The sequence below is a fragment of the Oceanobacillus sp. J11TS1 genome (genome assembly GCF_018333215.1).
Lineage (GTDB): Bacteria > Bacillota > Bacilli > Bacillales > Amphibacillaceae > Oceanobacillus.
Genome location: NZ_BORO01000019.1, coordinates 18,377 through 43,783 on the forward strand (window position 1 = coordinate 18,377; position 25,407 = coordinate 43,783).

A 25,407-nucleotide genomic window follows, 5' to 3' on the forward strand; every position below is an offset into this window, starting at 1 on the left:
AATATCTTCTACTGCTCTAATTTCTCTTCTTTGACAATGGTGTACAGCGAATCCGCTTCGTCTTTACGGACATTTTCCCGTAAAGCTTTTACTTTTATTGTTACAAGCTTTTGGCCAAAGCGAATCACAAGCTCGTCTTCCTCAGAAAGGATCGTAGAAGCTTTCGCTGGATTGCCATTGACCGTAATTCTTCCTTGTTCTGCTACTTCTTTTGCCAAAGTACGGCGTTTAATAATACGAGATATTTTTAAGAATTTATCTAGTCTCATCTTCATTCTCCTCTAACAATCATTGTTTTTTCTTCGCTTCTTCCCAGTAAGCATCCATTTCTTGTAGCGAAGCTTCCTGAACTGTTTGATTCTTCTCTTGAAGCTTTTTCTCTATATAATGAAATCGATACATAAATTTCCGATTAGCACGTTCTAACGCAACCTCCGGATTTACTCTATAATATCTAGAAATATTTGCTAAAACAAATAATACATCTCCAAGTTCTTCTTCCACATCTGTAAATTCTTTTTCCTGGACCGCTTCTATAACTTCATCGATTTCTTCCTTCAGCTTCTCCCAAACTTCCTCGACATGTTCCCATTCAAAACCGGCTTTTCCAGCCTTGGAGGTTAATTTATATGCTTTGGCCAAGGAAGGCAGGTGGGACGGGATGCCATCAAGAATGGATTCTCTTTCTTTTCCTTTTTCCTGTTGCTTTAACTCTTCCCAGTTCTGTAGAACAGCTTCTTCTGTATCCGCGACCGTTGTAGAAAACACATGCGGATGACGATAAATCATTTTATCGGATATAGATTTAATCACATCATTTATTGAAAAATAACCATTATCCTCACCAATCTGACTATGCAATAAAACATGCATCAGCAAATCGCCAAGCTCCTCAACAATATGATCATCGTCTCCCTCATCAATCGCTTCAATCAACTCATAGACTTCTTCAATGGTATGATAACGCAAAGATTCATGTGTTTGCTTTTTATCCCAAGGACAGCCGTTTGGTCCGCGTAAAACAGCCATCACCTCTCGGAAAAACGGGAAAGTATGGTGAAGATATTCTTCTGGAACCGGCGGAATATATAACGTTGTTAAATTGCTAATTTCCATCCGGTGATCTAATTCCTCTAAAGGAACTTTTTCGATTTTTTCTGCACTGCTCCCTGCTGCTTCGACAATATAAATTTCATACTCAGGCGGTAAGTCCTCTAATAAAGTTAATTTGACTTCAGAGGCGATAAACATGTCGTATACTTGGCAAATAAACAGATGATTGCGCAGGTTAAGCTGATTGCGCCTAAAATCTGTTCCATCTACGAATTGAAAACCTTCAATAGGATCGATCTGCATCGCCGTGAACAAGTCATCCAAATAACTTTGGCCGCCAACAATCGCCATCTCTACTTCTTTTTGATTCAAAAGAAGCTGAACGGTTTTTTCTGCTAGCATGGGATGACCTGGAACAGCGTAGAGAACCGTGTTCTCGCTTATCTTGGCAGCTTCCACTAATGTCGCAGCAATGCGTTCATACACTGCTTCAAACTGCTCTTCCTCTTGATAAAGCTGGTCAAATGAAGTAAAGGTCACTCCTTCACTTTCTAGTGCTTCTATAACCGGATGATCTAATGTCCTTACATAAATGGTTTGCTGTGTTGCGGTTAATTTTCGATATATACCGAGCGGAAGCTGATTCAAATCTCCTGCGCCCAGTCCGATCACCTCTATTTTTTTCAAGGATGATTCCTCCCTTTATAAATACGTAACAAGTACTCTGATTTTGGTAAAATGCGAATTTGTGCTTCCGTTAATCCACCGGTCCGAAGCAATACAAAGAGAAATACAACTGCTCCTGAGATGGAAATAAAGACAACATAGCCAAGCAGCAACAGTCTCCCATTCATCACAAATGCTGAAAAAATTCCTTGCATGATGAAAAGGTATATAACCATTGATAAACTTGCTGCTAATAAACTTTTCCAAGAAATGGAGCGGTATAACGCCATATTTGGCAGTTTCCGGTGTAATTCGATAACTACAAGCAATAATAACACACTAAGGCTTAAGACAGTTGCTATGCTCGCTCCATACACGCCATAAAGGGCTATGAGAATAAGATTACTGCACACTTTTATTACAAAAGAAATCCCAATAAATACTGCCGTCCGCACAATCATTCCCAGACTTTGCAGGATCGATGCACCAATGATAGAAATGGTTGACATCAAAATGGACACAATTAATAACCTTAATTCATTTGTCCCTTCTGTGTTTTTATAAAGCAATTGATTGACCTCTGGAAAAAGAATAAATAAACCTAACACAGCACCTACTGCGATAAAAATGCCGACATGGATTGCTGTTTGAATGTAATTCGTCACCTGTTTTCTCTGCTCTTTTAATTTTTGATGGCTAATTGCCGGTATAATTGCTAATGCAATAGAAGAGCCGACGATGGTTACCATCTGGATAAGTGGCTGCCCGCGATCAAATACACCCTTCATCTCTTTGGCATCGAGTTCTTCCACGCCGCTTGCCATTAGTTTCGGTACAAATGTAAATGCATCCGCTAATTGCATGAATAAAAGCGTCATATGGTTCATTGCAGCAGCAATCCCAAATAACAGCAAGGTTTTCAGATAAGTTTTCCATGGAATCGCTTCTTCAAAAGTAGATGTTTTAGCTGCTGCGCTTGGATAGTAGCGGCTTTTGTAATGGAAAACAAATAGAATAAAAAGTGCGCTGAAGCCTCCCAGTATAGATGCAATCACTGCAGTCGTTCCAATGGTATATAGAGAAAAAATACCCTGACTTACAAACAACGCCCCTAAAATAATGGTTCCTACACGTATAATCTGCTCTCCAATTTGAGAAATTGCAGTTGGGGCCATTTCAAATCTACCTTGCGCTACCCCCCGAAACAAAGCCAAGATAGGAACAATTAGAAACACAATAGCTGCAAATTGGTATAGAACAATAAAACGCTCATCACCAGCTAGTCTAGCTAGAATTGGAGCGGTAAAATAAATGATAGCTATCCATACAATATGAAAGCCCGAAAGGATTAATAAGATTGGCCGGTAAAAAGTTTTCCATGACAGCAGTTTCCCTTTTTCTAGTTCTGTTGCTGTCAATGAAGAAATCGCTGAGGGAAATCCGTATAACGCAAGCATTGTTGCAATTCCTAACAACGGATAAAGCTGTTGGTACATATAAAATCCCAGATCCCCTGTTAAATTTTGCAATACAATACGATAAACGGCGCTGAGCCCTTTACTTATCAAACCAGCAATACTAAGTAAGAGTGCGCCTTTAACTAACCGACTTGTTTCATTGTCTGACATCACGAATATTTCCTTTTCAAAATGAATTTCCCTCAGTATACCATATCAAAAACCAAAAGCGCAGAGCGCCCGTTTAAAAACGTAGAGATTGCGCCCCGTTCTTTGGGGGGGTGAAGGCTGAGACAAAAGTGTTCATTTATCCAGCAAATTTCGAACATAATGAGCGCAATTACCCGCTTCGGAAATACACTCCGCTTTCCATGGCGACTGCTCCTAACAAATTCAATATAATTTGCATCCATAGATTTTGGTGAAGAGCCAAAATTAATTCACGCAAAACTTTGAGTCAACACCTAAATTAATGGTTGAAATATATGAATAAATATGGTAGTGAAAACTAGCTAGCGGAGGAAAAACACGGAGACTCCTGTGGGAATGCGCAGTGTGAAGACCCCGCAGAAAAAGCGAACTTCTTTTTCGAGGAGGCTGAGGACAAGCCCACGGAAAGCGTAGTGTTTTTCTGCAGCGGTTGCCTTTATCAATTTAAATTCAGTTTGTCAACCATGGTTTCAGGTGAAGAGCCAAAACTTTAATACTTTCTTTATCCATAAAAAAGAAGCCTATGCTCTAGATTGGAGGGTAACCTAGAGAAAGCTTCTTTCTGGACAAGTATCAATAATAATTGGCTATTCCATCTGTTTCGCCAGAAAAACAGATGCAGTTTCTATTCCTTTTTGTTCTACCTTACTCAGTTTTTCTTCTTTTGAAAAAATCATGACACAGCCGATTGGATCACCATTCGCAATAATAGGTTGAATAGAATAAGAGTGCAGCTCCTCTTCAATCCCGTCTATAATCTCAACTTGTGTCTTATCTCCTTCATAAACAGGTGAACGCCCTTCAATAATAGTTGTAATATGATTACTTACCGATTTATTTAGATACTCTTTTTTGGATTCTCCTGCTACTGCAATAATTTCGTCCCGGTCTGTAATAAGAACTGGTGCTTGTAAAGATTGAAATAATGCCTCTGCATATTCTTTGGCAAAATGACCTAATTCACTAATTGGCGAATATTTTTTTAAAATGACTTCACCTTCGCGATCAACGAAGATTTCAAGCGGGTCTCCTTCACGAATTCGCAGTGTTCTTCGAATTTCTTTCGGTACCACTACTCTTCCTAAGTCATCAATACGTCGCACAATTCCTGTTGCTTTCATCTAAGTATCCTCCCTTTCAACTGACAATTCTGGCCTGGATGAAAAGTCTATCCTTTGCTTCATCATCACTGGCTGTTGTTTTAGTATAAATCAACCAAGAATAACTATACATTCCAATTGAAATTTAGACGATTTTATTTTAGACAGCAAAAAAACGACAAGCTTCTCTCTTATAGAAGAAAGTTGCTTGTCGTTCCTTACTATTTATTTAACGATTTACATCACTTAATTTTTTTATAAATTCTATCACGGTATCGTGACGTTTGTAGGCTTTGTCATTACTCCATTTGATACCGACTTTTAAGTTTTGATTTTCTGTGCCTAGACTGACTTGACGATCAAATTGATTTGCTACTTCAAACAATTTAGAGCCATCAATTTCTCGGCTTCTTCCTTCATCAATCAGCATGGTAATTTTCTTTGGCGCCTCAGTAATTGATTGAACACGTTGCTTCTTAGCATGCATTCTCATAATACTTACCGTAAATAGATTATTTACTTCGGCAGGATAATCTCCAAAACGATCAATTAATTCATCTCTTAAATCCTGGACATCTTCTGGGCTATCCAAGGTTTGGAACTGCTTATACATTTCAATTTTTTGCTTTTCATCCTTCAAATATTCATCCGGAATATAAGCATCAATTTTCAAGGAAATCTCAGGTTCAAAAGGCTTGATATCCTCGACCTCTTTACCTTCTTTACGAGCATCGATGGCGTCTTTCAGCATTTGAGAGTACATATCAAACCCTACAGAGTCGATAAATCCATGCTGCTGTGCACCTAGAAGATTTCCAGCACCGCGAATGGATAAATCCCGCATAGCTATCTTAAAGCCGGAACCGAGTTCTGTGAATTCTTTAATTGCTTGCAACCTTTTCTCCGCAACCTCTGTTAAAACTTTGTCACGCTGATAGGTGAAATAAGCATATGCTACACGATTAGAACGGCCAACCCGTCCTCTTAACTGATAAAGCTGGCTAAGTCCCATACGGTCAGCGTGGTTAACAATCAACGTATTTACATTTGGAATATCTACACCAGTCTCAATGATTGTCGTACTAACTAGAATGTCGAATTCACCTTCAATAAAACCAAATATAACGTTCTCCAGTTCGGATTCGTTCATCTGCCCATGAGCAATTGCTACTTTTGCATTTGGTACGAGCATTCCAATATCACGAGCGACTTTTTCAATGTTTTCTACCCGATTGTGCAAGAAGAAAACTTGCCCGCCTCTAGACATTTCTCGATCAATAGCCTCACGTATAAAAGAGGGGTTATACTCCATCACATACGTTTGAATCGGGAATCTATTTTCTGGTGGTGTCTCAATAACAGATAAATCTCTTACGCCAAGCATAGACATATGCAATGTTCTTGGAATTGGTGTTGCTGTCAATGTTAAAACGTCGACATTGGTTTTCAGCTGTTTAATTTTTTCTTTATGTTTTACACCAAATCGTTGTTCCTCATCGACAACCAGTAATCCCAAATCCTTATAATGGACATCTTTCGATAACAGGCGATGCGTCCCCACGACAATATCCATGTTTCCATCCGCAAGCCCTTTTACGGTATCATTGGATTGTTTGCGCGTACGAAAACGACTTAATAGACCAATATTTATTGGATAGTCCTGAAATCTTTCACGAAATGTCTCATAATGCTGCTGCGCAAGAATTGTCGTTGGAACAAGAATCGCTACTTGTTTTCCATCTGCTACTGCTTTGAAAGCTGCACGAATAGCTACCTCTGTTTTTCCATAACCTACATCGCCACAAAGCAAGCGGTCCATTGGTCTTTCTTTTTCCATATCTGCTTTAATTTCAGCGATACACCTGAGCTGGTCTTCTGTTTCTTGATAAGCAAATGAGTCCTCAAATTCCCGCTGTAAATCGGAATCTGGCGAAAAGGCATATCCTTTCCGAGATTCACGTTCTGAGTACAGCTTGATTAAATCATCGGCAATATCTTCAACAGAACTTTGTACTTTTCGTTTTACCTTTGTCCATTCCGTGCCGCCTAATTTATATAGTTTCGGCTCTTTCCCCTCTGAACCAACAAATTTTTGCACTAAATCAATTTGTTCAATCGGTACAAATAGCTTATCATCTCCGGAATAGCGAATCAGCATATAATCTTTATGCAGTTTATTGACTTCTAACGTTTCAATCCCTAAATATTTCCCAACACCATGATTCGCATGCACAACATAGTCGCCTATCTTTAACTCTTGATAACTTTTAATTCGTTCTGCATTGGAAATCTTCGGCTGTTTTCTAGGACGCTTCATACGTTTTTTAAATAACTCGTTTTCCGTAATAATTGCCAACCTATGCATTGGAAATTCAATACCGGCATGTAGATAACCAACAACAATTGTCGGCTTTTGTAAAGGTAACTTTAAATCTTTTTCCACATTTGTTTCGATATCATAATCTTCTAAAATAGAGTGTACTTTTTCTGCGCGTTGTTCATTTGGCGTAAGAATAACAACTGAATAATCCCCTTTTTCCCAACGCTTTAATTCATTTTTAAATAAAGGCATTTGGCCATGAAATTCCTGCATGGTCCGTGTCGATAGATTAATAACATTTTGCGGGTTGGTATTTGGAATATGTCGCATAAATACAGACATATATACACGAGGATGTGAAATTTCATCTATTAGCTTATTCCACCCAAAAGAGAATTGACTGCCCTGAACCATTTTATTTGCTTCTAACAGCCCTGTGTACCATTCTAATTCCTCATGATCTAGATTTGTCGCTGTTTCATGAATTCGACTCATTTCATCAAAAAAGATAACACCATTTCTCGGCAAATAGTCTAATAAACTAGCGGGCTCATCATATAAATAGCCAATATACTTATACATGCCTTGAAAACGATTAAGTTGTTTAAACTGCTCAATATCCTGCTCGATTACTTCGACAAGATCTTCTTTATCTTCAGGTTTTTTTACTTTTTTCAACGTATCTGCAAGTGCGTCTTCAATTCGTTCTGCTACTTTGATCATTTCTTGTTCGTCAATTAATAATTCCGTTGCAGGATGAATGGTTATCTCTTCTAATTTATCCATAGAACGTTGTGACTCCGCATCAAAGAAACGGATAGAATCTACCTCTTCATCAAATAACTCGATACGAATCGGGTGTTCTTCCGTAATCGGATAAATGTCAATAATTCCTCCACGCTGACTAAATTCTCCAGGGGCCGTAACCATGGGAGCATTTTCATATCCCATCTCCACAAGAGAACGCAAGTAAACCTCCATTTCAATGTCTTTGCCAACCTGAAACAGAAGCTGATACTTATTCCAATATGCTTTTGGTGGCAGCATCCGTTTTAATGCTGCAACAGGTGCTATTAAAATCCCTTTATCCTTCTCGGTCCACGCCGTCAAGGCTTCAATGCGCTGTGAGCGTAATTCTGGGCTAGCTACAGCCATTTCAGAAGCTATCAGCTCGTTAACCGGATAAAGATAAACGCCTTCATTGTTTGTCAACTCTGTCAGGTCATCATATAGTTGCTGTGCCTGAGCTAATTGATGCGTAACAATTAAAAACGGTCGATTCATTGATTGATGTATGGTGGATAAGAGCAGGCTTCTGGCGGAGCCGCTTAAACCGGCAACCATTTGCTCTTTCATGCCAGTTAGCAACCCATCCATAATCGACTGTATATCTTCCTGCGAATTTAAATAATTTTGAATTGCTTTCATTCGTATTTCCCCTCTAAACTGCTAAGTTAAAATATTAAGAAAAAGAGCTACTTGGGCTCGAGTAAATAATTACAGCATGATAAACCACCTTATCAGACAATGGTATATATTTATATGGCAAATGTCTATTAAACCAAAGTGATTACCAAATCACGGTTATCCCGCTATTGTAAGAAATGATCTAATTCATGATAATTAGGGTTCGCTTCAAGAGTCTGTTGACAGTATTCACAAATTACATTTAATCGAAAATTGCCGTCTTTTTCAGAGACTACCATCTCCATCATATCTTGTTCATCTATTAATTCAAGAAAACGAAAGGATAAGTCAATTTCTTTATACTCCAATATACCTAATTCTTTCCCGCAATGGCGACAACCATAATAGATAATCATCTCATTCACCTCGATTAAAACACAAAGATTTAGAGTACAGTTTATCCTTTGTTTTAAGAGGATGTTCTGTACTATTCTTTCTAGTTTTAACCGAGGGGAATGAGAATATACTTTGTCTTAAAAAAAGTATGCTCTATTGATTAAATTCATTCATTACATCTATAAACGGCTTTCGATTTATCCATGATTCAATCGCATCAGCTGCTTGTTGAATACTTTGGCTGACAGCTTCTTTTTCTTCTTTTGGAAACTTCCCTAATACATAATCTACAACAGGTGTTGCATTTACCGGCCTTCCTACGCCAAGACGTACGCGCTTAAACTCTTTCGTACCTAAATGTTCAATAGTCGACCTGACACCATTATGACCGCCATGGCCACCCTTTTGCCGTAATCTAATTTTTCCGGTAGGTAAATCCAAATCATCATAAATAAGCACAACGTCATCTATATCTATATCATAATAATCCATCAATGGTCGAATAGACTCTCCTGATAAATTCATATAAGTTTGCGGTTGTAATAATATAATTTTTTCACCATTGAAGTGTTCTATTGCATAATCCCCACGAAATTTAGAATTATTTAGTTTCCAGTCATGTCGACGCAGTAATTCGTCAATGGTGCAAAATCCAATATTATGACGCGTCTCCTTATACTTTCTGCCAGGATTACCTAGCCCTACGATTAACTTCATCACCTTGCCCTCACTTCTTATAAGAGGTTCATCAAAACCACATTTTCTTTAAACACAACAACCCTTCTTTACTCAAACCTGTACGATGTAAGTAAAGAAGGGAGGTACTACTTATACATTCTATTTTGAATTAGAAGAATGAATGAATCTTATTCATCTTTTTCTTTAATGACTTCTGGTTCAGCGCCCTCATCTGCATCTGTTTCTATCTCTTCTTCTGTAGTTGGAGGTACAACAGAAGCGATAACCGTATCTGGAGAATCTAAAAATTCATAGTTTCCAGTTGGTGTCAGATCAGAAATAGATAGGCTATCATTCACCTCTAGGTCAGAGACATCGACCACGATTTCCTCTGGGATATCGCTTGGTTTTGCACGGACTTGGATTTCATAAAATGGCTGTTGCAGCACGCCACCTTCTTTTTCACCTTTTGCTTGACCTTCAAGGCGAACAGAAACCTCAACGTCCATTTCTTCAGACATATTCACGATATAAAAATCAGCATGTAGTAAATTATCTTTTATTGGGTCAATTTGATAATCATGCAGCATCACATCTACAGCGTCGCCACCTTCGACTTGAAGCGAAATAATCGCATTTCTTCCTTCGTCGCGAACGGTTTTGATTAAATCAATACTATCGACAGAAACCGTTTTGGCTTCCTTGTCTTTCCCATACACAACCGCTGGAATTCTACCGCTATTTCTAATTTCATTTGTTGCTGACTTTGCAAGGTCTTCTCTTTTTTGTGCGTTTAATTTTACTGCCATTCGTATCACCCTCCAAGTTTATTTAAAAAAATAATATGAAACATCGTTACTGTGAATAGAATCTTCTATGAAAACCGCTCACTTCTTGTGGCGGGTTAGAAGTCATTACACCTTGTGAAAGTTCATTTCTTTTTTCTCAATAAAAAAACGGTCAGTATATTAAATACCCTAAAATGGAACAAGTTAAACCTTCAATTCAGAAAAGAAATAATTCATGTTAAAATGATGCTTCCGTGTATTAGTCAAAAAGAATACTTACAGATTGCATTTCATGAACACGGATGATTGCTTCTCCGATAAGAGAAGAAACGGATAACTCGGTAATTTTATCGATACATTTTTCTTCTGGTAAAGGAATTGTATCTGTTACCACAAGTTCTTTAATTTTTGAATTATCAATGCGCTCAATTGCTGGCCCTGAAAGTACTGGATGTGTACAACAAGCATATACTTCTTTTGCGCCACTTTCAATTAATGCATTTGCCGCCAATGTAATTGTACCAGCAGTATCAATTAAATCATCAATTAAGATTGCTGTTTTTCCTTCAATATTACCAATAATATTCATTACTTCCGCAACATTTGGTTTTGGACGACGTTTGTCGATAATACCAATTGGAGCCTTTAAGCGGTCAGCCATTTTTCTTGCGCGAATAACACCGCCGTGGTCAGGAGAAACCACAATGACATCCTCTAAGTTTTTTTGTTCAAAATAAGTGGATAAAATTGGTACACCTTGTAAGTGGTCAATTGGAATATCAAAGAAGCCTTGAATTTGCGGGGCGTGCAAATCAAGTGTAATCATTCGATTTGCTCCTGCTTTTTCGATTAAATCTGCTACTAATTTTGCTGTAATTGGCTCACGTGCCCTTGCTTTTCGGTCTTGACGTGCATAACCGTAATACGGCATCACAATATTGATTGATTTTGCAGAAGCACGTTTCAATGCATCAATCATAATAAGCAGTTCCATAATGTGTTGGTTTACTGGAGCAGAAGTGGACTGAATAACATAAACGTCAGATCCACGTACACTCTCTTCTATATTGATTTGTATTTCTCCATCACTGAACTGTGTTACTGTACACTTTCCTAATTTCGTTCCGATCTGATCTGCGATTTTTTCTGCTAACGCTAAACTAGAGTTTAACGAAAATACTTTCAACGACGAATCCTTATAGTTGGATGACATTACCCTAACCTCCATGACTTTGTAGTCTATTTTTTAAGCTTTTTTGCATATCCTTCTTTATTTGCCTGCTTTGATCTCGCAATCGATAATGCGTCATTTGGCACATCTTTCGTAATCGTAGATCCTGCTGCAACATAAGCCCCTTTTCCAACTGTAACTGGTGCAATTAAGTTTGAGTTGCAACCAATAAATGAATCATCTTCAATAGTTGTCAGGTATTTATTTTTCCCATCATAATTTACTGTAATTGTACCACACCCGACATTGACACGCTCCCCAACGTTAGCATCTCCGATATAGCTAAGATGAGAAACTTTGCTATTATCACCGAGGTTGGTTTTCTTAAGTTCTACAAAATTACCAACTTTAGTATTATTTCCAACATTGGATGCTGGACGAATGTGCGCATATGGCCCGATATTCACACGATTTCCAATGCGACTGTCTACAGCGACACTAAACCGAATATTTGTATCTTCCCCAATTTCACAGTCTTTAATTTCTGTATGCGGACCAATCTCTGAACCAGCAGCAATAGATGTTTTTCCTTTTAAAATTGTTCCTGGATGAAGACAAACATCTGCAGCAATCTTCACATCTGGACCGATATACGTATTATCCGGGTCTAAGATTGTCACACCATTACGCATATGTAGCTCATTAATACGTCTTTTCATGATTTTTTCTGCTTCACTCAGTGCAACACGATCATTAACACCTATAGTCTCATTGAAATCCGCTGTCACATAAGCACTAATGCGCTCACCTTGATCACGCAAAATTTTGACCACATCTGGTAAATAATACTCGCCTTGTGCATTGTCATTCGAAACCAATTTTAGCGCTTCAAACAATGCTTTATTATCAAAACAATAAGTTCCTGTATTGATTTCATTAATAGATAATTCATCCGCTGAAGCATCTTTATGTTCGACAATTTTTTCAACTTCACCAGCAGCATTTCGCACAACCCGGCCGTATCCAGTTGGATCATCTGCGAGAGCTGTCAATATACTTGCCTTGGAACCCGTTTGTTCATGGTGTTCAAACAATTTTTGGAATGTTTCTGCACGAATCAAAGGGGTATCACCACAAGCAACAATCGTTACACCTTCTTTATCCTGTAACAATCCTTCAGCCTGCATAACGGCATGTCCCGTACCTAGTTGTTCTTCTTGCACTACAAAGTCACTAGATTCTCCAAGCTGCGTTTTTACCTGCTCTGCTCCAAATCCAACAATGGTAACTAATTTATCTAAATTTGTTTCTTGTAAGTGATCTACAACATGCTGTACCATTGGTTTTCCAACTACAGGATGAAGTACTTTATATAACTTTGATTTCATCCTTGTTCCTTGTCCTGCTGCCAAAATAACAGCAAATCGATTCGTCATTAGGAAACCTCCATTATCTCTAATTCTCCATTTAAAAATATATCGTAAAAAAGCCTTGATTTCAATAAAATTGAAGATTTGATTTCTACAATCTCTCTACAATCTATGTTATCATGTAATATTTTCTGTAAGAAAGCGTTACCTTATTAAAAACGCACAAAACAAAAAGAAGGCAAATCCATCATTTAGAATTCCACCTTCTCGTCTACTCACCCTTAACGCGGCTTAGGAAACACCCGCTTCTTCTTTATAATCTAGCCCTTCTGCTTTTTCGCGTTCACGATGATACTCTCCTAAAACAGCCTCTTGAATTTTTGAGCGTGTTCCGGAATTAATTGGATGGGCAATATCTCTAAATTCTCCATCTGGTGTCCGCTTGGATGGCATAGCCACAAATAACCCATTATTCCCGTCAATAACGCGAATATCATGGACTACAAACTCATGGTCTAATGTGATAGAGGCAATTGCCTGCATTCTTCCATCCGTTTTTACACGGCGTAATCTTACGTCAGTTACTTCCATGATGTTTCACCACCTTTTTCCTAATCAAATATCTCTATTATTATTAACTACTTCAACACAATTTACAAAAATCCTTCTTAGTAATACCAAAAAAATAAAATATTTTAAATTTATTCATCTGAATACCTAAATCAGGATATGTATTCGACAATTCTAGTCATTTTTATCCATATTTTTCTTATAAATACAGTAAAAATCCATTTCAGGAATAAATTACTCCACGTTCTATCTAACTTTTACAGGCTATCAATTGGCATTGGTTAAATACGGGAATGAATTGTGTCGGAAAGTGTAATGGGAGACTCCGCAGAAAAGTGGACTACCTAGCAGACTTAGCTTTTAGAAAGAGACTAAAAAAACAGATCTTAATCTATATATGAGACCAAGATCTGCTTTATCATGTTGCAGTTAATTTAAAGTATTATTTGTCTAAAGACTTTATCTGATAGTTACCCGGCTGGACCGAAACACGGTGATTCTGTATATCCACTGGAGCAATTTTTAACAGGGAAATATAGTCTGTAATCACTCTTTCGTCTTCCTCATCATCCGCTTCTGCTAATACACCAACAGCTTGTACAGTTGCAGAAAACTCTTCTAAGAGACTCTTTATACCTGTAATCGTCCCTCCCGCTTTCATGAAATCATCTATAATACAAACATTTGCCCCATCCGGTAAGCTGCGCTTTGGCAGCACCATGGTTTGAATTTTCCGAGATGATCCAGAAACATAGTTAATACTTACAGACGACCCCTCCGTTACCTTCGGATCTCTGCGCGCTATAATAACTGGAACGTTTAGGAATGATGCTGTGGCATATGCCAAGGGAATTCCTTTTGTTGCAACCGTCACAATTGCATCTATCTTTAAGTTGGAAAAACAAGAAGCAAAAACACGTCCTATTTCCCGAACTGTAGTAGGATCACCAAGAATATCACTCATATATAGGTATCCTCCAGGAAGAATACGGGAAGGGTCCTCTAATTTTTTCTGCAGGGTTGTTATAAAATCCTCACTAGCTTGAGCAGAACTTGTCGGGATATATTTTACACCGCCACCTGCCCCAGTAGTTCGTTCTAACTGCCCTAGTCCTTTTAATTGAAATACTTCATGTATAATATCTAAATCCTCACTTATTGATGACTTTGTTGTATCACAAAGCTCTACGAAGAAAGGCAATTGAATATGTTTTCTTGGGTTTTCTAAAAAGTACTCTGTTAACACAACCAATCGGTTACTTCTTTTCAAAAAATCACACCTCAAATCCGAATGTTCTTTATATAATATAGCATTATCATATGAATTTTATCAATGCTTATCCAAGAATCCGGATTAATTGTACGTCATTACAAAAGCCGCGCATACTGTTATATATTCGAATTGCCTTACGATGATGTTTTAATAACCCAAACACGGTCGGCCCGCTGCCGCTCATCATCACACCTTCTGCGCCCGCCAGCTCCATTGCTTCCTTGAGCCTCGCAACCTCAGGGTGCATGGAAAAAGTAATCGGTTCTAACGCATTACCTAGATGATTGCATAACTTTGAAAAGTTTCCTTCATGTAAGGCTTCTAATACTTGCTTGGTATTTGGGTGCTGTAAGGCAGGAATATTAATTTTATTAAAAATAGTGTAGGAAGATATACCAATATCCGGTCTAGCAAGAACAACCCAGCATGTAGGGGGTGGAGGTAAAAGTTCAATGCATTCTCCATATCCTTTTGCTATGGCTGTCTTACTGTAAACACAAAAAGCAATGTCCGCTCCTAATTGAGATCCTAATCCGGCCAATTCAGCTAATGGAATATCTAATTTCCATAATCGATTTAGTCCTCGTAAAACCGCTGCAGCATCAGCACTTCCTCCAGCTAGTCCTGCTGATACAGGGATCGATTTATCCACTCGGATGTGAACACCTTTTTTTATTTGGTATGTTTCTTTAAATAATACTGCTGCTTGATATGCTAAATTTCTTTCATCGCACGGAACATAACGGCTTTCCAACGATAATTGAATTTCGTCTGTAGGTAATTCCCGTAATTCCAAACGATCTGCTAAGTCTATCGTCGTCATTACCATTTCAACATCATGATAGCCATCTTCTCGCTTGCTTAACACATCTAGTGACAAATTTATCTTAGCAGGTGCTTTCTCCATTACAAGCATCTTCAATCACATCCTCAAAGCGTTGGAAATTCGTTCACCTATATGAAATCATCATACATACGTCCCTAAAAATATATTTTATTGTATCATAATCAAAACATAGAGGCTAATTTTGTATAAAAAGTGATTATCCCTTAATCAAAAAATAATTTGGGATGAATACATTATTGCTTTTACGCAAAAAAAGCAAGCCCTGTATTTAGGACTCGCTCTCCTTCATGTTTTCCTGTGCTATCTCTATCGCACGCTTAACCATATTACCGGCATCACGGGCTTTTATTCCTCCCCAGCCTTCCTGCTGTACCGTATCGTAAAATCCTAATTCTTTCGCTATTTCTTCTTTCATCTGCGTTGACATAATTCCACGTCTACCCATGTAAAAGCTCCCCTTTACGAATGAATGTAGTTCTCGATAGGCAATCATAGCTTATGTATTTTTCTTTTTTTCACTCTCGCAAGAATTAACCAAGAAAACCATTTCCTGTTCCTTTTTTCTAATGCTTCGTACATTAACCCAATTCATTCATTGAAATTAATGCTGCTTCATTTCTAGTTTTCTGATGTCTAAAGCGCAAAAAAAAAGCAGAAGACTGTTGCTTGTCTACTGCTCAAAGATTATTGCTGAATTTCCTTCATCAAAATTCAGCTCTACCGTTTCTGTTAATATGTCTGTATAGCTGTATGAAACTCGTTCGAACGCATTTTCTTCCTGGTCAAGCTCAACAATGAAAACAGAGGGATATGTCTCCGCTAGAATACCGCATCTTTCAACGGTTTTCCGTCTTCCACCATTCGCTCTGAGCTTTAACCGTTTCCCTACTTGACCGTCAAGACCTTGCTTAATTTCGATTAACGTTTTGCCCACTACACTCCACCTCACATATATTTATTCTAACATATATGCCGATGAAAAGTCAAATAAAAGTTATAATTATATCAGCATATGTTTTTGCTTGTCAACTATTAATTATGTCTATTTCTGATATTATTTGTAAGATCTTTATTTTTATACATAATTTGTCACAAAAACAAATGTAAATATCTGTTATTATAAAAAGTTAGAATAAAAATAGAGAGAGTTGAGACCTCGTTCCTTGGGGGCTTGGCATGAATGATGACTTTCACTTGCTGGATCGACTTTAGCCCTAACGTTTACTGACTCCATCTGGACGTAATTAGCGCTCATTAAGAATAATTGGAATCCTTCTACACCACTTCTGTTCTTATAACATTAAAAAGGAGAAGGAATAAAAGTATGCATCCCACGTCTATAGCTCTTTAATTTTTAAAGGACTTCATGTCACACCATTTAACCCTTCCCATTCCTCGTTCGTTCCCAGCACCGTCGACTTCCATCCTACAAATAATTAATTATCGCTTTCGATATCACCTTCAATAGCTAAGTATGGCATCCCTGTTCGCAATAAACCTCGTGTCTGTATGCCGCCTAACCCTTTTTCACCGGTTAATGTATTACGGAGCGCCTCCCATACAGAAACACTTTCCATAAAGGAGGTATATGCTACTTTTGCAACAATATAAACCGGATCTAGCGCATGAATATTGACCCTGGAGGGGGAACTTGCGAAATTTGCACCAGCACGAATTAATGATTCAAAATGTGATTGACACGCTCCCGCAAAAATAACAAGCTGATCTAAGTTAGGATACATGTTTCGCGCTTCCCGCACAGCTTCTACAAAGTATTTTGAATGGCGATATGCACTTAAATCATTCTTCATCCCCTTATTTTGCGAGTAAGCATCATGTCCTGTTATTACCATGATATCCGGCTGAATTTTTTCCAAAAGGTCCTTAATTTGAAATGACATCTCTGTCTCTGCCAAATGGACTCCATGCACTTGCAACCCGATACGCTGATATAATTGAATACATTTTCTTAAATAAGATGGATCTCCATCAATATGAAGCACTTTTGCTGGTAATTGAAAATAACTTGCAGAATCTGTATAACCTTCCGTTGCTTCAAAATTTCTTTTTTCTTTCATCATTTGATAGTCCTGGCGAAATAAACGAAAGGAAGACTCTTGCTTTTCCTTATCTTTTGCTTTTCTTTTCTTATGTTCTCGCTGATCTACTAAAGTTAAATCAGATAAAGCTGCATCTGCTTTTAACCTTAATTCTTTACCGTGGAGTATGGCATCTCTTTTTTTTATCTCCGCCACACGAAATAATAAATCATGATTGTATGATTTTCTTGTCACTAAGGCCCCAATCTGTATATCCATCACTGCACCTCTCACATTTTATCTCTTTCTCATTGTATGAATAAAAGTCCAGCTCTGTTCCTTTTTAGTTCGTGCAAAAAGCGCATGAAGAAATGGAGGAAACCATACAAAAAAGCTAACCAAAAGAGATTAGCTTTTGATTAGCTTTTTGGGAGCTCCCGATAAATAATATTGGCTAGGTTTGCAAATTCGTCCATCGTTAAGGTTTCCCCGCGTCTGCTTCCATCAATAGCAGCTTCTTCAAGAAGTGCTTCTATTTGCTGCTTTTCAAGTTTATTGTTTAAAAATTTATTTAAGTTATTACGGAGCGTTTTTCTTCTCAAGGCAAAACTTGCTTGAATAAGTTCAAAGAAGAAATCCTCATTGTCTACTTGAACAGGTGCTTCTTTGCGCATAACAAGTTTGAGAACACTAGAATCTACATTAGGCTGCGGCATAAATACTTGTTTCGGTACATTCAAAACAATCCGAGCTTCGGTATAATACTGAACAGCAATACTAAGAGAACCATAGCTCTTTGTATTGGGAACAGCAGCCATTCTCTCAGCTACCTCTTTTTGAATCATTACAGTCAGGCTTGTAACAGGAAGCCGATCATGGACAAGCTTCATGAGGATAGGGGTTGTAATGTAATAAGGAAGGTTTGCAACAACATGGATATCTTGATCTTCTTTAAAATGTGTTTTAATCACTTCATTTACGTCCGCCTTTAAGATATCCTGATGAATTACCTCCACATTGTTATAGTCTCCCAATGTCTCTTCTAAAATAGGTAATAGACGTTGATCTATTTCAAAAGCGACTACTTTATCTGCATGAATGGCTAATTGCTCTGTTAAAGCCCCCATTCCAGGACCAATTTCAATGGCTCCCGTTTTTTCCGTAATTCCTGCTTGATGGATTATTTTTTCTAAAACATTGACATCAATTAAGAAATTTTGTCCTAAACTTTTCTTAAATGCAAAACCATATTTATTCAACAATTCTTTTGTTCTCGAAGGCGTTGCAATATATTTTTTAGACATCCTGTTCCTCCTGCTCTAACACTTTCATCACTTCTTCTAACTGTTCCTTGGAAATTTGGAATTGGGTAAGTCGCTTTAATAGCTGCTTCCCGTTGGTATGACCGATATGCAAAAGCTCCCCAACACGTTTTCGGCGTTCAGCAGCTTTCTCTCCTCCAATTAATCCATAATGGATAAGATCCTCTTTTGTAATGTCACTATCCAAAAAATCCGCTAACTCATAGACGTCCTCAAGCGCTTTTTGGATATCCTCCACAGAGGCGTGTTCAATCCCTAAGCTCTTATTTTGGGAATGCTTTGCTTTGGCCTGGTCTCTTCTTAAAAAAGCATGCTTACAGCCAGGTACAGCCTGATTAATAAGGTGTCTGATTCGCTCGCCTGGATAATCAGGATCTGTAAAAATAATCACTCCGCGTTTTTCCTTTGCATGACGGATTTTATCTAGTGTCGCTTTATTAATCGCTGAACCATTTGTCTCAATGGTATCAGCATCGACAGCGAGCCTGATACGCGTCGTGTCATCTCGCCCTTCTACTACAATCATTTCTTTTATTTTCAATCGATTTCCTCCACTTTATTCCACAATCATAAGGAATTAATTAATCTTAAAAAATCGTTTTGCGTTTTCTGTCGTAATTTTTCCAATCTGGGCAACATCCATTCCGCGTAAATCAGCAATATCTTCTGCTACGCGCGCAACATAAGCTGGTTCATTTCGTTTTCCCCGGAATGGGTGAGGCGCTAAATACGGTGCATCTGTTTCAATAAGCAAACGATCTAGTGGTACTTGTTTCGCCACTTCTTTTGGCAATGGCGCATTTTTAAACGTTACTGGTCCACCTAGTGAAATGTAAAAATTCATATCGAGACATGTTTGAACATAGCGCGCAGAATCATTGTAACAATGCATAATACCGCCAATTTCCTGTGCATTTTCCTCTTGCAAGATCGCAATAATATCTTCTGTCGCTTCCCGATTATGAATAATAATAGGCATATTCACTTTTTTAGCAAGTGCTATTTGCTGGCGGAAGACCTTCTTCTGCACATCTTTCGGTGATTTATCCCAATGATAATCTAAACCCATTTCGCCAAGCGCTACCACTTTAGGATGTGCACTCAACGCTTCAAGCCATTCTAATTCTTTTTCCGTCATATCAATCGCATCGACGGGATGCCATCCAACAGCTGCGTAAATATTCTCGTTTTGTTCCGCAATTTCAATTGCAAGTGGAATAGTCTCATGGTCAAATCCAACAACAACCATGTACTCCACACCTGCATCTTTCGCACGCTGGATAGTCTCTTCCCTATCTTCAGCAAATTGTCTCGCATTTAAATGAACATGTGTATCAAACAACATTTTCAATCATCCTTTGTCTTGCATTTTTATACCTTATCGAAAAGGAAGAGGCTGGGACAAAAGTTTTTTTATCCAACAAATTCCGAACATAATCAGTGCAACTACCCGCTTCAGAAATATACTCTGCTCTATTTGCATATTGTTCGACTTCTAGTGGATATACTTTCCTTTTGTCCCAACCTCATTTGTTTTATCGTTTGTTAAACGGGCGCTTTCCGCTTTTCTTATGAAATCGGGGCTCCGTTTGGTACACTTTCTGGTGCTGGAACGATTTCTAATTTCCCGTCTTTTTCTGCCGAGAGAATCATTCCTTGACTAATTTCTCCACGCATTTTACGTGGTTTAAGGTTAGCCACAATGACAACTTTTTTACCGATTAATTTTTCTGGCTCTGGATAATATTCAGCAATTCCGGATAGAATTTGTCGGTCTGCTTCATCCCCAGCATCCAGGCGAAACTTCAATAGTTTATCTGCACCTTCTACTTTACTGCAATCCTTCACTTCTGCTACTTTTAGCTCGACTTTATCAAATACATCATACTTAATTTGTTTTTCTTTCGTAGAGACAAGCTCTGTTTCATTCGGATCCCAATCTTTTTCTGCTTCCTCATTAGACGCGGCAGTTCCACCCATTTGTGAGCGAATATATGCTACTTCTTCCTCCGTATCCAAACGCGGGAAGATTGGTTTTCCTTTTTTCACGACTGTAATGCCATCTGGGAAATTGCCAAACTGGACGTTTTCCCAAGATAAACCATCACTCTCGTCTAAACCAAGCTGTTCAATGATTTTCTTTGGCGCATGTGTCAGACAAGGTTGAAGCATGGTGGCAACTACACGTAAGGTTTCTGCTAAATGTGCCATGACACTTGCTAGTTCGGTACGTTTTTCTTCGTCTTTCGCAAGGATCCAAGGCTGTGTTTCATCAATATATTTATTCGCACGGGAAATCAATGCCCATACTTTTTTCAATGCATTACTAAATTCCATTTGCTCCATTGCTTCTTGATATTCTTGGGTAACGGATGCTGCTGTCTCTTGTAAATCGGCGTCTTCTTTATTAACTACCCCATTCACAGTAGGAACTTTTCCATCAAAATATTTGTTAATCATCGCTACCGTACGATTCAATAAGTTACCTAAATCATTCGCCAAATCATAATTTACTCTAGAAACAAAGTCTTCCGGTGCAAAGACACCATCACTGCCAAAAGCAACTTCTCTCATTAAGTAGTAACGTAAAGCATCTAGGCCATAACGCTCCACAAGCATTTCCGGATAAACCACGTTCCCTTTTGATTTCGACATTTTTCCGTCTTTCATCAATAACCAGCCATGGCCAAATACTTTTTTCGGAAGCGGCAAGTCTAATGCCATCAACATAATCGGCCAGTAAATTGTATGGAAACGAACAATTTCTTTCCCAACCATGTGCACGTCTGCTGGCCAATATTTTTGGAAGTTTTCATCATTATCTGTACCATAACCTAATGCCGTGATATAGTTAGCCAATGCATCAATCCATACATAGACAACATGCTTTGGATTACTTGGAACCTTTACTCCCCAACTGAAGGTTGTACGAGATACAGCTAAATCTTCCAAACCTGGTTTAATGAAGTTATTGATCATTTCATTTTTACGAGATTCCGGCTGTATAAAATCCGGATGGTCTTCGTAGTATTTCAATAATCGATCTGCATATTTACTCATGCGGAAGAAATAGGATTCCTCTTTAATTAATTCAACAGGATGTCCGCTATCAGGAGATTTCCCGCCAATAATATTTCCATTTTCATCTTTTTCTATATCTACTAGCTGTGTTTCTGTATAAAAAGTTTCGTCAGGGACAGAATACCAGCCTTCATATTCATCCAGGTAAATGTCTCCTTGAGCTAAGAAACGCTCAAAAATATCCGCCACAACTTTTTGGTGCTGCTCATCCGTCGTGCGAATAAATTTATCATTGCTTATTTCAAGTTTCTTCCATAAGTCTTTCATACCAGCAGCCATGCCATCCACATATTCTTGCGGGGAGATATTCTGTTCAGCGGCTTTCTGCTCAATTTTCTGACCATGCTCGTCACTACCTGTTAAATAAAACACATCATACCCTAATAAACGCTTATATCGCGCCATCATATCACAAGCTATTGTTGTATACGCACTACCAATATGTAATTTCCCGCTCGGATAATATATTGGTGTTGTAATGTAAAAAGTATTTTTGCTTCCCATCCGTTTTATTCCTCCTAGATTTCTTCCTATTTAAAAAATCTTGTCCGGGATACACAAGTGCCAGGGAGCTTCTCCCATCTACCTGTAAAAATGATACATGCTATGAAACAAGCATTGCCATCTCATCCGAAAAAGATTCAAAATTATTATCTTCTTTGTTAATAAAAAACCTATATAATACAATATTTTAAGAAAATATATACTTTCTATTGTAGCTATTATAACGTAATTTGCCAAATTGTGTACCTATTCCCTTTCACTTTGCGAAAAATGTAGAATAATATTGAATTCTCATCATTCATAGAAACACTACATCAATGGATGATCAGTTAATGAAGAAAAAGTGAAAGATTCCCTTACTTCACGGCCCCATTTCACTCTATTTATATAGCGACGTCTCGCAATTTGAGAAGCTATTTACTTACCAGTAGCGGAAATTTAACAAAAACCTGAATATTAACAAATGAACAAGTGAAACTTTTCCTTTTATAGTAAAATTGTATTGACAATACCAAATATTGTTGCTATTCTAATGTTATTAACAACGACATTTTTTGCACTTTATCCTTGAAAAACGTGCGGTTGCTTTTTTCGGAAAAATCTATTAAATCTGACATCGGAGGAATGGGGAAATGAAATCTACTGGTATTGTACGTAAAGTTGACGAACTTGGACGCGTGGTTATTCCTATTGAACTGCGTCGTACACTTGATATTAAAGAAAAGGATACAATGGAAATCTACGTGGATAACGATCGTATCGTATTGAAGAAATATCGTCCAAACATGACTTGTCAAATTACTGGTGAGTTAACAGACGAAAACCAAACTTTAGCAGATGGAAATCTTATTTTAAGCCCAGAGGGTGCTAAAATTTTGCTAGAAGAAATTCAAAATCGTTTCAAATAATAATTAAAAAACAACCGAATACATGTTAGGGATACAAGAACCTTATCTATTGAGAAGATTCTTGTATTCCTAACATACATAAATAAAAAGGGATAACCTCTTCTATTGACAGAGGTTATCCCTTTTGGTAAGCAAAAGAATCATCCTGGTGACAAGAATACCTTTCCCTTTCTATTCAACATGATAACTTTGATAAACTTCTCTTTTCGGCATTTTTCGATCCACTGCTACCTGCTTAATTGCTTCCTTACTCGATAAATTGTCATTCTTCATTATAGCCTCTACATGTTCTTTCACCGATAGAGCTTCCCACCAGGTCGATTCCTGTTGATAATCTTCCATCGTCGCCTCACCTTGTCCTTCTATAACAATGACAAATTCTCCTCGCATGTCATTTTTCTTACTCCATGAAAAAAGTTCTGGAATGGAACCTCTAACAAATTCTTCAAATTTCTTAGAGATTTCTCTTCCGATAGCTGCTTGTCTGTCACCAAAAACAGCTTCCATGGCCTCTAATGTGTCCTTCATACGATAAGGAGACTCATAAAAAATTAAAGTAGAATTAAAATATTTTAATTTTCCAAGCGTTTCTTTCTTCTCTTTTTTCTTTCTCGGAAGAAAACCGTAAAATGTAAATGGCTGTGCCGTTAAACCAGAACCAACCAACGCTACAAGCGCAGCATTCGCACCTGGTAAAACAATGACATCTATTTCTTCCCTGATAGCCGCTTGTACAAGTTCCACTCCTGGATCAGAAATCGCAGGCATTCCGGCATCACTGACTACAGCAATCGATTCACCAGCACGGATTTTATCTAAAAGCTGCTTCTCCCTATCCCGGTGGTTATGTTCGTGATAACTTATGAGAGGTGTACTAATCTCAAAATAATGGAGCAGCTTTTTCGTGTTTCTTGTATCTTCTGCAGCAATCAACGCACATTCTTTTAAAATTCGAATGGCTCGAAAAGTCATATCCTCTAAATTTCCAATAGGTGTTGGGACAACGTATAATGCAGCGTGCTCTTCAGGCTGATAACTATTTTGGATATTCATTCATCGCACGTTCCTTTCTCATAAACCCCGATCAATTTTAATTTCTCTTTGCGAGATAATTTCTTAATTCTGTATTCCTCACGCAAGGCTTCTGATTTATTTTCAAATTCACATGTATAGATAATTTCAAATGGGCCTCTTCCTCTTGTATATTTTGCCCCTTTTCCCTCTTCATGCATACGGATTCTATGGTCTAAATTATTTGTATATCCAGTATATAACGTTCCGTCCTGGCATTTTAAAATATATACCAAATGCCTTCCTTTAGCCATATATAACTTCCTCTGCCTGTTTTGTGTAAGTACCATCCTGTTCATAAATATAGAATGGCGGCAGGATTTTAACATCCGGTTTTCCATCACGAATCCCTTCAATCAAGAGCATATTCGCTTCCTTCCCCTGTTTTGGGTAAACAAATTGCACACGTTTAGGTTCGATACGATAGCGCCTAAATTGCTCCATAATATCAACTAAGCGTCCTGGCCGATGTACCATGGCTACTTTTCCACCTGGTCTGACATACCGTTTACAAGCTTTCACCACATCTTCTAAGGTACAATAGAGTTCATGTCTAGCGATTGTAAGATACTCATTTTGATTGTGTTCTGTAGCGGATGGTGTTTTAAAATATGGCGGATTGCAAGTAATCATATCAAAGGAACTTTGATCTAGTGTTGTATGCATTTCCTTCAAATCTCCATGAATAATCCGTAATTGATTCTCTAGACCATTTAAAGTGACATTTCTTTCAGCCATCTGAAAAATGCGTTCTTGAATCTCCACACCAATAATTTCAGCATTTGTCTTTTTAGAAAGCAAAAGAGGAATGACGCCATTTCCTGTACATAAATCAAGAATCTTTCCTCTTTTTTTAGGGATTGAACTAAAATGAGCTAACAATACAGCATCTAAAGAAAAAGCAAATGCTGTTGGGCTTTGAATAATTTTCATCGTTTCATCTGCTAATAAGTAATCTAAACGTTCATCATCATATAACTGTACCATAAGTAATCACATCCTTTATCAGAAAAATAGCTGTCTCCATAGGAAGACAGCCATCCAATACGATACATTCATTTATCGTTCATTTATTTCGTTTTACCACAGCATGAGTGTCCGTAATTCCCCCTGCTTCCGATAGAAAAATTATTTTAATATCCTTGGGGATAACGGTCACTTCATCTCCTGATTCAC

General features: G+C 37.9%; 24 protein-coding genes. 1 reads left to right on the forward strand and 23 read right to left on the reverse strand.

Annotated features, from left to right (window positions below):
• Positions 1-8: 8 nt before the first annotated feature.
• The 20 genes from KI343_RS13925 to metG form a co-directional block, all read right to left on the reverse strand.
• Positions 9-269 carry an RNA-binding S4 domain-containing protein gene (locus tag KI343_RS13925; protein WP_212927033.1) on the reverse strand — a complete coding sequence of 87 codons (261 nt, stop codon included), beginning with the start codon at positions 267-269 and terminating at the stop codon, positions 9-11.
• 19 nt (positions 270-288) lie between these two features.
• Positions 289-1,740 carry a bifunctional methyltransferase/pyrophosphohydrolase YabN gene (gene yabN, locus KI343_RS13930; RefSeq protein WP_212927034.1) on the reverse strand — a complete coding sequence of 484 codons (1,452 nt, stop codon included), beginning with the start codon at positions 1,738-1,740 and terminating at the stop codon, positions 289-291.
• A complete protein-coding gene (locus KI343_RS13935) occupies positions 1,737-3,347 on the reverse strand; it encodes a putative polysaccharide biosynthesis protein (RefSeq protein WP_212927035.1) in 1,611 nt (536 codons plus the stop codon). The genes yabN and KI343_RS13935 overlap by 4 nt, the downstream gene beginning before the upstream one ends.
• 626 nt (positions 3,348-3,973) lie before the next feature.
• On the reverse strand, positions 3,974-4,507 hold the full coding sequence (spoVT, locus tag KI343_RS13940) for a stage V sporulation protein T (RefSeq protein ID WP_212927036.1): 534 nt from the start codon (positions 4,505-4,507) through the stop codon (positions 3,974-3,976).
• Between the two features lie 208 nt (positions 4,508-4,715).
• Positions 4,716-8,234 (reverse strand): transcription-repair coupling factor, encoded by a 3,519-nt coding sequence (gene mfd, locus KI343_RS13945; protein WP_212927037.1) that lies wholly within the window; start codon positions 8,232-8,234, stop codon positions 4,716-4,718.
• A 164-nt stretch (positions 8,235-8,398) separates the two neighbouring features.
• Positions 8,399-8,629: an anti-sigma-F factor Fin gene (locus tag KI343_RS13950; protein WP_212927038.1), complete on the reverse strand. Its 231-nt coding sequence runs from the start codon at positions 8,627-8,629 to the stop codon at positions 8,399-8,401.
• 133 nt (positions 8,630-8,762) lie between these two features.
• Positions 8,763-9,326, reverse strand: a complete 564-nt coding sequence (gene pth, locus KI343_RS13955; RefSeq protein WP_212927039.1) for an aminoacyl-tRNA hydrolase — start codon at positions 9,324-9,326, stop codon at positions 8,763-8,765.
• Positions 9,327-9,475: 149 nt separating this feature from the next.
• Positions 9,476-10,096: a 50S ribosomal protein L25/general stress protein Ctc gene (locus tag KI343_RS13960; protein WP_212927040.1), complete on the reverse strand. Its 621-nt coding sequence runs from the start codon at positions 10,094-10,096 to the stop codon at positions 9,476-9,478.
• 238 nt (positions 10,097-10,334) lie between these two features.
• Positions 10,335-11,288: a ribose-phosphate diphosphokinase gene (locus KI343_RS13965; protein ID WP_212927041.1), complete on the reverse strand. Its 954-nt coding sequence runs from the start codon at positions 11,286-11,288 to the stop codon at positions 10,335-10,337.
• Positions 11,289-11,314: 26 nt separating this feature from the next.
• On the reverse strand, positions 11,315-12,682 hold the full coding sequence (glmU, locus tag KI343_RS13970) for a bifunctional UDP-N-acetylglucosamine diphosphorylase/glucosamine-1-phosphate N-acetyltransferase GlmU (protein WP_212927042.1): 1,368 nt from the start codon (positions 12,680-12,682) through the stop codon (positions 11,315-11,317).
• Between the two features lie 225 nt (positions 12,683-12,907).
• Complete coding sequence (spoVG, locus tag KI343_RS13975) at positions 12,908-13,207, reverse strand: septation regulator SpoVG (protein ID WP_212927043.1); 300 nt, start codon at positions 13,205-13,207, stop codon at positions 12,908-12,910.
• A 421-nt stretch (positions 13,208-13,628) separates the two neighbouring features.
• Entirely contained in the window at positions 13,629-14,456 is an 828-nt protein-coding gene (gene purR, locus KI343_RS13980; protein WP_212927044.1) for a pur operon repressor, read from the reverse strand.
• Positions 14,457-14,523: 67 nt separating this feature from the next.
• The gene (ispE, locus tag KI343_RS13985) at positions 14,524-15,375 is read right to left on the reverse strand and encodes a 4-(cytidine 5'-diphospho)-2-C-methyl-D-erythritol kinase (protein WP_280530144.1); all 852 of its coding nucleotides are present in this window, start codon (positions 15,373-15,375) and stop codon (positions 14,524-14,526) included.
• Between the two features lie 199 nt (positions 15,376-15,574).
• Positions 15,575-15,751 (reverse strand): small, acid-soluble spore protein, alpha/beta type, encoded by a 177-nt coding sequence (locus KI343_RS13990; RefSeq protein ID WP_212927046.1) that lies wholly within the window; start codon positions 15,749-15,751, stop codon positions 15,575-15,577.
• 225 nt (positions 15,752-15,976) lie between these two features.
• Complete coding sequence (gene veg, locus KI343_RS13995) at positions 15,977-16,240, reverse strand: biofilm formation stimulator Veg (RefSeq protein ID WP_212927047.1); 264 nt, start codon at positions 16,238-16,240, stop codon at positions 15,977-15,979.
• A 502-nt stretch (positions 16,241-16,742) separates the two neighbouring features.
• The gene (gene yabG / locus KI343_RS14000; protein ID WP_212927048.1) at positions 16,743-17,624 is read right to left on the reverse strand and encodes a sporulation peptidase YabG; all 882 of its coding nucleotides are present in this window, start codon (positions 17,622-17,624) and stop codon (positions 16,743-16,745) included.
• 140 nt (positions 17,625-17,764) lie between these two features.
• Positions 17,765-18,649, reverse strand: a complete 885-nt coding sequence (gene rsmA, locus KI343_RS14005) for a 16S rRNA (adenine(1518)-N(6)/adenine(1519)-N(6))-dimethyltransferase RsmA (RefSeq protein ID WP_212927049.1) — start codon at positions 18,647-18,649, stop codon at positions 17,765-17,767.
• Positions 18,642-19,208, reverse strand: a complete 567-nt coding sequence (gene rnmV / locus KI343_RS14010) for a ribonuclease M5 (RefSeq protein ID WP_212927050.1) — start codon at positions 19,206-19,208, stop codon at positions 18,642-18,644. Before rnmV ends, rsmA begins: the two co-directional genes overlap by 8 nt.
• Before the next feature lie 36 nt (positions 19,209-19,244).
• Positions 19,245-20,012 carry a TatD family hydrolase gene (locus KI343_RS14015; protein ID WP_212927051.1) on the reverse strand — a complete coding sequence of 256 codons (768 nt, stop codon included), beginning with the start codon at positions 20,010-20,012 and terminating at the stop codon, positions 19,245-19,247.
• A 224-nt stretch (positions 20,013-20,236) separates the two neighbouring features.
• Positions 20,237-22,252, reverse strand: a complete 2,016-nt coding sequence (gene metG / locus KI343_RS14020; RefSeq protein WP_212927052.1) for a methionine--tRNA ligase — start codon at positions 22,250-22,252, stop codon at positions 20,237-20,239.
• A gap of 632 nt (positions 22,253-22,884) precedes the next feature.
• On the opposite strand from metG, the gene KI343_RS14025 reads away from it, so the two are divergent.
• Entirely contained in the window at positions 22,885-23,160 is a 276-nt protein-coding gene (locus KI343_RS14025; RefSeq protein WP_077602833.1) for a transition state genes transcriptional regulator AbrB, read from the forward strand.
• Between the two features lie 171 nt (positions 23,161-23,331).
• On the opposite strand, the gene rsmI is transcribed toward KI343_RS14025, so the two are convergent.
• Genes rsmI through KI343_RS14040 form a run of 3 tightly spaced genes read right to left on the reverse strand, consistent with a single transcriptional unit; the run spans position 23,332 to position 25,218 of the window.
• A complete protein-coding gene (rsmI, locus tag KI343_RS14030; RefSeq protein ID WP_212927053.1) occupies positions 23,332-24,213 on the reverse strand; it encodes a 16S rRNA (cytidine(1402)-2'-O)-methyltransferase in 882 nt (293 codons plus the stop codon).
• Entirely contained in the window at positions 24,210-24,485 is a 276-nt protein-coding gene (locus tag KI343_RS14035) for a GIY-YIG nuclease family protein (RefSeq protein ID WP_212927054.1), read from the reverse strand. Before KI343_RS14035 ends, rsmI begins: the two co-directional genes overlap by 4 nt.
• The gene (locus tag KI343_RS14040; protein WP_212927055.1) at positions 24,478-25,218 is read right to left on the reverse strand and encodes a tRNA1(Val) (adenine(37)-N6)-methyltransferase; all 741 of its coding nucleotides are present in this window, start codon (positions 25,216-25,218) and stop codon (positions 24,478-24,480) included. The genes KI343_RS14035 and KI343_RS14040 overlap by 8 nt, the downstream gene beginning before the upstream one ends.
• Positions 25,219-25,407 lie beyond the last annotated feature (189 nt).

Excerpts from the sequence above, each read along its gene's own strand:
- KI343_RS13925 (WP_212927033.1), bottom strand. The coding sequence starts at position 269 with ATGAGACTAGATAAATTCTTAAAAATATCTCGTATTATTAAACGCCGT.
- KI343_RS13935 (WP_212927035.1), bottom strand. The coding sequence starts at position 3,347 with ATGTCAGACAATGAAACAAGTCGGTTAGTTAAAGGCGCACTCTTACTT.
- spoVT (WP_212927036.1), bottom strand. The coding sequence starts at position 4,507 with ATGAAAGCAACAGGAATTGTGCGACGTATTGATGACTTAGGAAGAGTA.
- mfd (WP_212927037.1), bottom strand. The coding sequence starts at position 8,234 with ATGAAAGCAATTCAAAATTATTTAAATTCGCAGGAAGATATACAGTCG.
- KI343_RS13950 (WP_212927038.1), bottom strand. The coding sequence starts at position 8,629 with ATGATTATCTATTATGGTTGTCGCCATTGCGGGAAAGAATTAGGTATA.
- pth (WP_212927039.1), bottom strand. The coding sequence starts at position 9,326 with ATGAAGTTAATCGTAGGGCTAGGTAATCCTGGCAGAAAGTATAAGGAG.
- KI343_RS13960 (WP_212927040.1), bottom strand. The coding sequence starts at position 10,096 with ATGGCAGTAAAATTAAACGCACAAAAAAGAGAAGACCTTGCAAAGTCA.
- KI343_RS13965 (WP_212927041.1), bottom strand. The coding sequence starts at position 11,288 with ATGTCATCCAACTATAAGGATTCGTCGTTGAAAGTATTTTCGTTAAAC.
- glmU (WP_212927042.1), bottom strand. The coding sequence starts at position 12,682 with ATGACGAATCGATTTGCTGTTATTTTGGCAGCAGGACAAGGAACAAGG.
- spoVG (WP_212927043.1), bottom strand. The coding sequence starts at position 13,207 with ATGGAAGTAACTGACGTAAGATTACGCCGTGTAAAAACGGATGGAAGA.
- ispE (WP_280530144.1), bottom strand. The coding sequence starts at position 15,375 with ATGCTTGTAATGGAGAAAGCACCTGCTAAGATAAATTTGTCACTAGAT.
- KI343_RS13990 (WP_212927046.1), bottom strand. The coding sequence starts at position 15,751 with ATGGGTAGACGTGGAATTATGTCAACGCAGATGAAAGAAGAAATAGCG.
- yabG (WP_212927048.1), bottom strand. The coding sequence starts at position 17,624 with ATGGATATACAGATTGGGGCCTTAGTGACAAGAAAATCATACAATCAT.
- rsmA (WP_212927049.1), bottom strand. The coding sequence starts at position 18,649 with ATGTCTAAAAAATATATTGCAACGCCTTCGAGAACAAAAGAATTGTTG.
- KI343_RS14015 (WP_212927051.1), bottom strand. The coding sequence starts at position 20,012 with ATGTTGTTTGATACACATGTTCATTTAAATGCGAGACAATTTGCTGAA.
- metG (WP_212927052.1), bottom strand. The coding sequence starts at position 22,252 with ATGGGAAGCAAAAATACTTTTTACATTACAACACCAATATATTATCCG.
- KI343_RS14025 (WP_077602833.1), top strand. The coding sequence starts at position 22,885 with ATGAAATCTACTGGTATTGTACGTAAAGTTGACGAACTTGGACGCGTG.
- rsmI (WP_212927053.1), bottom strand. The coding sequence starts at position 24,213 with ATGAATATCCAAAATAGTTATCAGCCTGAAGAGCACGCTGCATTATAC.
- KI343_RS14035 (WP_212927054.1), bottom strand. The coding sequence starts at position 24,485 with ATGGCTAAAGGAAGGCATTTGGTATATATTTTAAAATGCCAGGACGGA.
- KI343_RS14040 (WP_212927055.1), bottom strand. The coding sequence starts at position 25,218 with ATGGTACAGTTATATGATGATGAACGTTTAGATTACTTATTAGCAGAT.